Here is a 5,263-nt window from a genome sequence, read left to right as displayed (position 1 = left end):
GCTCTAACCCAAGCCATGAGCTACGGAATTCCGGCGGCAGAGCCGTCCGCGCAGATCCCGGTTTGCCCCAGGCACCCGGACCGGCCCGCCTACGTGCGGTGCCAGCGCTGCGGGCGCCCTGCGTGCCCCGACTGCCAGCGGGCGGCAGCCGTCGGATTCCAGTGCGTTGACTGCGTCAACGAAGCCCAACGCTCGACGCCGCAGGTTCGGTCCACTTACGGCGGCGCAGTTGCCGCGGGCAGGCCCTTGGCCACCTTGGGGATCATCGCGGCGTGCGTCCTGCTCTACGTCCTCCAGTGGGTAGTTCCCAATGACTGGGTCTACCAGAATTTCGCTTTCGCCACTGTCTATGCCACCCCCGAATACGGAGCCTTCGAACCCTGGCGCATGCTGACGTCGGCGTTCCTCCATTCGCAGGGTTTTGTCCTCCACATCCTGCTGAACATGTACATGCTGTGGATCTTTGGCCAAGCGCTCGAACCCCTCCTCGGACGGGTCCGCTTCCTGGTTGTGTACCTGCTGTCGGCCGTGGGCGGATCCGTCGGCTATTTCCTGCTCACGCCCGGCTATATTCCCGGCCAGCCGCTCAGCGGTGTGGTGGGGGCCTCCGGTGCCATCTTCGGCCTCTTCGGCGCCATGCTGGTTGTGCAGCGCCACCGCGGCGGGGACACCAAACAGCTGTGGGTGCTGATCGCCATCAACGGCGTCATCGGCTTCGTGGTTCCGCAGATCGCCTGGCAGGCCCACCTGGGCGGCCTCATCACCGGCGCGCTGTGCGCGGCCGCAATCGCCTATGCTCCGCGCGGCCGGCGCCAGGGACTGCTGCAGGCCGCCGGGCTGGCCGTAGTGATGTGCGCGCTGGTTGCGGCAACCGCCTTGCGCATCGCAGCCACGGCCCTGCCGGCCTAGTCCCCGCCGCAGCCTCACTGCCGGCCCGCGGCCCTGCCCGGGTCCTCCGGTCCCCGGCCCGGATTCTGCCGGCCATCAACCCCTGCGCGGTCCTCCGGGCATGCCGCTTCCACGCCTCCGCCGCGTTCCCGCCGGTTCCGGCGCCTCCGGGCGTCCCGTTTCCACGCGAACCATCCCCACCCAGACTTATCCACAAGGGTTATCCACAGTGTTGGTAACTTACACGCCTGTAGTTCATCCCTCAAGACCGGATCTGACGGCCCCAGTGGGCGATTCGTTGAAATCTGCCCGGAGCCTCTCCACATCTGTGGATAAGTCTCAGTGGATGGTCTGTGGTTAAGTGGACAAGTGCCGCTCCCGATGCGACGCCTGCTGCAACGCGGAACGATCGGTTTCCCGACCCCTTACCGCCTTGTTATCTGATTTCAAGCGGATATTCACAAGGTTGTGCACAGTGTTAATAACTTGACCTTCCAAGTGTCACAGCACGCAGCCCCGGCACTCCGGGCGGTAAGGACTCGACAACCACCGACCCGCAGGACTTATCCCCAGCTGTGGATAAGTTGTGGGTACCGACCTGTTATTAACTGGAAAACCCGCGACCACCCTCGGCAGCTCGTACGCCGTCGAGAGGTCGAGCGAGAGATTCCCCCCCACGCGGCCAGGAATTCTTCGACGTCGCCATCCGCTGACGCCGAGGAGGGTTATCCACAGCTATTCCACAATGTTAATAAGTTACAAGGAGGTAATTCACACGGGATTCCGGTGTCTTCGGCACGGCTGCTGGTGCGAGGGCCCGGTTATTAACAGGCCCCGTCCGTGGCTGAGGCCGCCGAAGCCGTCAACAGCTTGTGGATAACTTCAGCGTTGTTGTGCACAGTTGGGGATGCTGGCGCGGCCGGCCCCGCCCGGTCGTTAACTAGGCCAGACGCCCGAGGTTCCGCGTCGGTGGCTGTCCAGCAGGTGGGTGTCGACCATCCCGATGGYCTCCATGAGGGCATACATGGTGGTGGGCCCTACGAAGGCAAAGCCGCGCTTCCGCAGCGCCTTGGACAGCGCGATGGACTCCAGGGAAGTCGTGGGGATCTGATCCGGGACGGTGGGCTCCGGTGTGGTCTCGGGCCGGAAGCCCCAGACGAAGTCCACGAGTCCGCCGTCGTCCCGCAACTCCAGGGTGGCCCGGGCGTTGGTGATGGCGGCCCGGATCTTGAGCCGGTTGCGCACAATGCCGGCATCTTGCAGGAGGCGCTCGACGTCGTCCTCGGTAAACGCCGCCACCGTTTCGGGGTGGAAATCGGCGAACGCGGCACGAAAGGCGGGCCGCTTGCGCAAGATCGTGGCCCACGACAGGCCCGCCTGGAAACCCTCAAGACTGATCCGTTCGTAGAGCCCCTGCTCGTCGCGGACCGGAAGGCCCCACTCGTGGTCGTAGTAGTCGCGCAGCAATGGGTCCGAGGCCGCCCAGGCCGGCCGCGCCAGGCCGTCGTCGCCGATGATGCAGCCGCTAACGTCCGGGGTCATCTGGAATCCTTCGCTGAAGAGTGGTCTGCAAGCATTATCGCGGCTCCGCCCCCTGGGGGCGTTTAACGCAGCAGGCCGACACACGGATGTGCCGGCCTGCTGCGAACGCGTCGTGATTGGATCAGGAACGCCACCGCGTGGTCATCAGGAAACCCACAATCGCGATGCCGAAACCGGCGACGATGTTCCACGAGGCCCAGTCCTTTACCGGAAGGGTGCCTTCGCTGATGTAGAAGGTGATAATCCACAGCAGTCCGATGATCATCAGGCCAAACATAACCGGCTTGAACCACACGGGGTTGGGCTTGTAGGCCTGCGTCGCAGAAGTCTGCTGCGTCACGGGGGCATTCCTCTTTCGCGGCTTCGACTCGGGCACGGGTCCTCCTTGGCGGGCTGGATGTGAGGCGGCTGACGCGGCTTGATATCCTGCAACAAGGAACAGCCGTCGGTCAACGCGCCCTTGGTCACGTTGAAAATCCTGATCGCAGCCAATTCTAGCTGTTGTTCAGGCCAGCCTCGCGCCCGCCGCCAACCGCAAAGGAGAGCCCACGGTGCTGCAGGAGAAAGCGGAGCCCGCGGCCGCGCCTGCCCGGACCGGCGGCGGAGCCCCGCCATCCGCCGTGTCCCGCACCCTCCAGATCGGCGGCGAGCTCTTGCTCACCGCCGGGGTGGTGCTGCTGCTGTTCGTCGCGTGGCAGCTGTGGTGGACCAACCTCGACGCCGACGCCCGGCAACGCGAGGTCGTCAAGGACTTCGCCCGCGGACTAAGCGGCCCGGCCCACGCGGTCGTCCCCCCACCTGACCCCGGCGCCGGCAACGTTGCCGCGTCCGCCCCCGCCGTGGCCGGCGAGCCGGAGACCGGCGCGACCATCGGCGTCGTCTATGTGCCCCGCTTCGGTGCGGAGTACACGCGGCCGGTCGTGCAGGGGACCACGCCCGCAGTGCTGGACTCGCTGGGGCTGGGCCATTATGAAGGGACGGCGATGCCGGGTGCGGCCGGAAACTTCGCCGTGGCCGGTCACCGGCAGACCCACGGCGCCGTCCTGGACAACATCGACGCCCTGGTGCCTGGTGACAGGATCTATGTGCAGACCCGCGACGGCTATTACGTCTACCGTTTCCGCAACAGCGAGATCGTCCTGCCCGCTGCCGCCGACGTGCTGCTGCCGGTCCCGCGGCAACCCGCGGCCACCCCCCGGGAAAGTTACCTCACCATGACCAGCTGCAACCCGCGCTTCGGATCGCAGGAGCGCATCGTCGCCTATTCGCTGCTGGAGAGCTGGCGGCCGGCAGCCGCCGGACCCCCGGCCGAGATTGCGGCCCAGGTGGCCCGCACCGTGGGAGGCGGGTAGAACGTGTACGGATGGATTTTCCGCCGCCTTCCGGGACCGCTGTGGCTGCGCCTTGCAACGGCGCTGGTATTGCTGGCCGGCGCACTGGTATTGATGGTTCAGTTCCTCTTTCCCTGGATGGCGCAATTCAGCCCTTTCACTGACTCGACGATTGGCACGGCAACGCACCCATGAGCACAACCAAGATCTTGGTCGTAGACAACTACGACAGCTTTGTCTACACCCTGGTCGGCTATCTCCAGGAACTCGGGGCGGAAACCACGGTGGTCCGCAACGATGATGTGACGCTGGCCGAGGCAATTGAGATGGCTGAGGCGCGCGACGGGGTCCTGATTTCTCCCGGGCCCGGTGCCCCGGCCGAGGCGGGGGTCTGCATCGAGCTGATCAGGTGGTGCGGCAGCCACCACAAGCCGATGCTGGGCGTCTGCCTCGGGCACCAGGCCCTGGCTGAAGCCTACGGCGGACTTGTCACCCACGCCCCGGAACTGATGCACGGCAAGACCTCGCTGGTCGAGCATCACGGGACAAGCGTCTTCACGGGCCTGCCCTCGCCCTTCACCGCCACGCGCTACCACTCGCTCGCTGCCGTCCGCGAAAGTATCCCTGAAATTCTGGAGATCACCGCGGAAACCGGGACCGGCGTCGTGATGGGCCTCCAGCACCGCACGGCACCGCTATGCGGTGTTCTGCGCCCACGGCGTCTGCGGCTCCGACGCCATGCGCATCAACGGCCGCAACCGCCTGGCCTGCAAGACCCTGCTCAAGGACCTGGATACCACCAAGCCAATCACGGTCGAGCCGATCAAGGGCCTGCCGGTCGAAAAGGACCTGATCGTGGACATGGAGCCGTTCTTCCAGTCCTTCCGCGAAGTCATGCCGTTCCTGATCAACAAGGGCCACGAGCCCACCAAGGAGCGCCTGCAGTCCGCCGAGGACCGCGAGCGGTTCGATGACACCACCAAGTGCATCCTTTGCGCCGCGTGCACGTCGTCCTGCCCGGTGTTCTGGACCGACGGACAGTACTTCGGCCCGGCGGCGATCGTCAACGCGCACCGCTTCATCTTCGATTCCCGTGATGACGCCGGCGACATGCGCTTGGAGATCCTTAACGACAAGGAAGGCGTGTGGCGCTGTCGCACCACCTTCAACTGCACCGAGGCCTGCCCGCGCGGCATCCAGGTCACGCAGGCCATTGCCGAGGTCAAGCAGGCCATCCTGGCCCGCAAGATCTAGCAACCGCTTCAGCACCAGCTCCAACGACGACGGCGCCTCCCACCTCCCCGGTGGGGGCGCCGCTGTCGTCTTCCCGCAGATCAGACGCCGACCAGAAAGGGGACCTCCGTGTCCCGCTCCGAAAAAGTCACCTTCGAAGGTTCCACCGGCGAACTGCTCTCCGGCGTCGTGGACCTCCCCGAGGGACCGGTGAAGGGCTGGGGCGTGTTCTCGCACGGTTTCACGCTCGGCAAGGACAGCCCCGCGGC

At 65.7% G+C, this 5,263-nt stretch carries 4 protein-coding genes and 3 pseudogenes; 5 read left to right on the top strand and 2 right to left on the bottom strand.

Going from position 1 to position 5,263, the window contains the following annotated elements; translation table 11 throughout:
• The first annotated feature begins 15 nt into the window (after positions 1-15).
• Positions 16-909 (top strand): rhomboid family intramembrane serine protease, encoded by an 894-nt coding sequence (locus AB4Y86_RS11425; protein ID WP_441402346.1) that lies wholly within the window; start codon positions 16-18, stop codon positions 907-909.
• Between the two features lie 915 nt (positions 910-1,824).
• Here AB4Y86_RS11425 and AB4Y86_RS11420 read toward each other — a convergent pair.
• Positions 1,825-2,430, bottom strand: a complete 606-nt coding sequence (locus AB4Y86_RS11420; protein ID WP_441402344.1) for a DNA-3-methyladenine glycosylase I — start codon at positions 2,428-2,430, stop codon at positions 1,825-1,827.
• A gap of 121 nt (positions 2,431-2,551) precedes the next feature.
• Positions 2,552-2,806 carry a cell division protein CrgA gene (locus AB4Y86_RS11415; protein WP_441402343.1) on the bottom strand — a complete coding sequence of 85 codons (255 nt, stop codon included), beginning with the start codon at positions 2,804-2,806 and terminating at the stop codon, positions 2,552-2,554.
• A 178-nt stretch (positions 2,807-2,984) separates the two neighbouring features.
• Here AB4Y86_RS11415 and AB4Y86_RS11410 point away from each other — a divergent pair, with 178 nt between their 5' ends.
• The 4 genes and pseudogenes from AB4Y86_RS11410 to AB4Y86_RS11395 form a co-directional block, all read left to right on the top strand.
• Positions 2,985-3,782 (top strand): class E sortase, encoded by a 798-nt coding sequence (locus tag AB4Y86_RS11410; RefSeq protein ID WP_441402345.1) that lies wholly within the window; start codon positions 2,985-2,987, stop codon positions 3,780-3,782.
• Positions 3,783-3,952: 170 nt separating this feature from the next.
• Positions 3,953-4,468, top strand: a pseudogene (locus AB4Y86_RS11405) (anthranilate synthase component II); the annotation flags it as partial.
• A gap of 1 nt (position 4,469) precedes the next feature.
• A pseudogene (locus tag AB4Y86_RS11400) lies at positions 4,470-5,015 on the top strand (succinate dehydrogenase iron-sulfur subunit); the annotation flags it as partial.
• A gap of 108 nt (positions 5,016-5,123) precedes the next feature.
• Positions 5,124-5,263, top strand: a pseudogene (locus AB4Y86_RS11395) (alpha/beta hydrolase); the annotation flags it as partial.

It is taken from the genome of Arthrobacter sp. 2YAF22_2, from assembly GCF_052114645.1.
GTDB lineage: Bacteria > Actinomycetota > Actinomycetes > Actinomycetales > Micrococcaceae > Arthrobacter.
Note: the sequence above shows the minus strand (reverse complement) of the source record. Positions and strands in the feature narration are given on the sequence as shown.

Bases quoted from the DNA above. Each gene is read 5' to 3' on its own strand.
- AB4Y86_RS11425 (WP_441402346.1), top strand. From the start codon at position 16: ATGAGCTACGGAATTCCGGCGGCAGAGCCGTCCGCGCAGATCCCGGTT.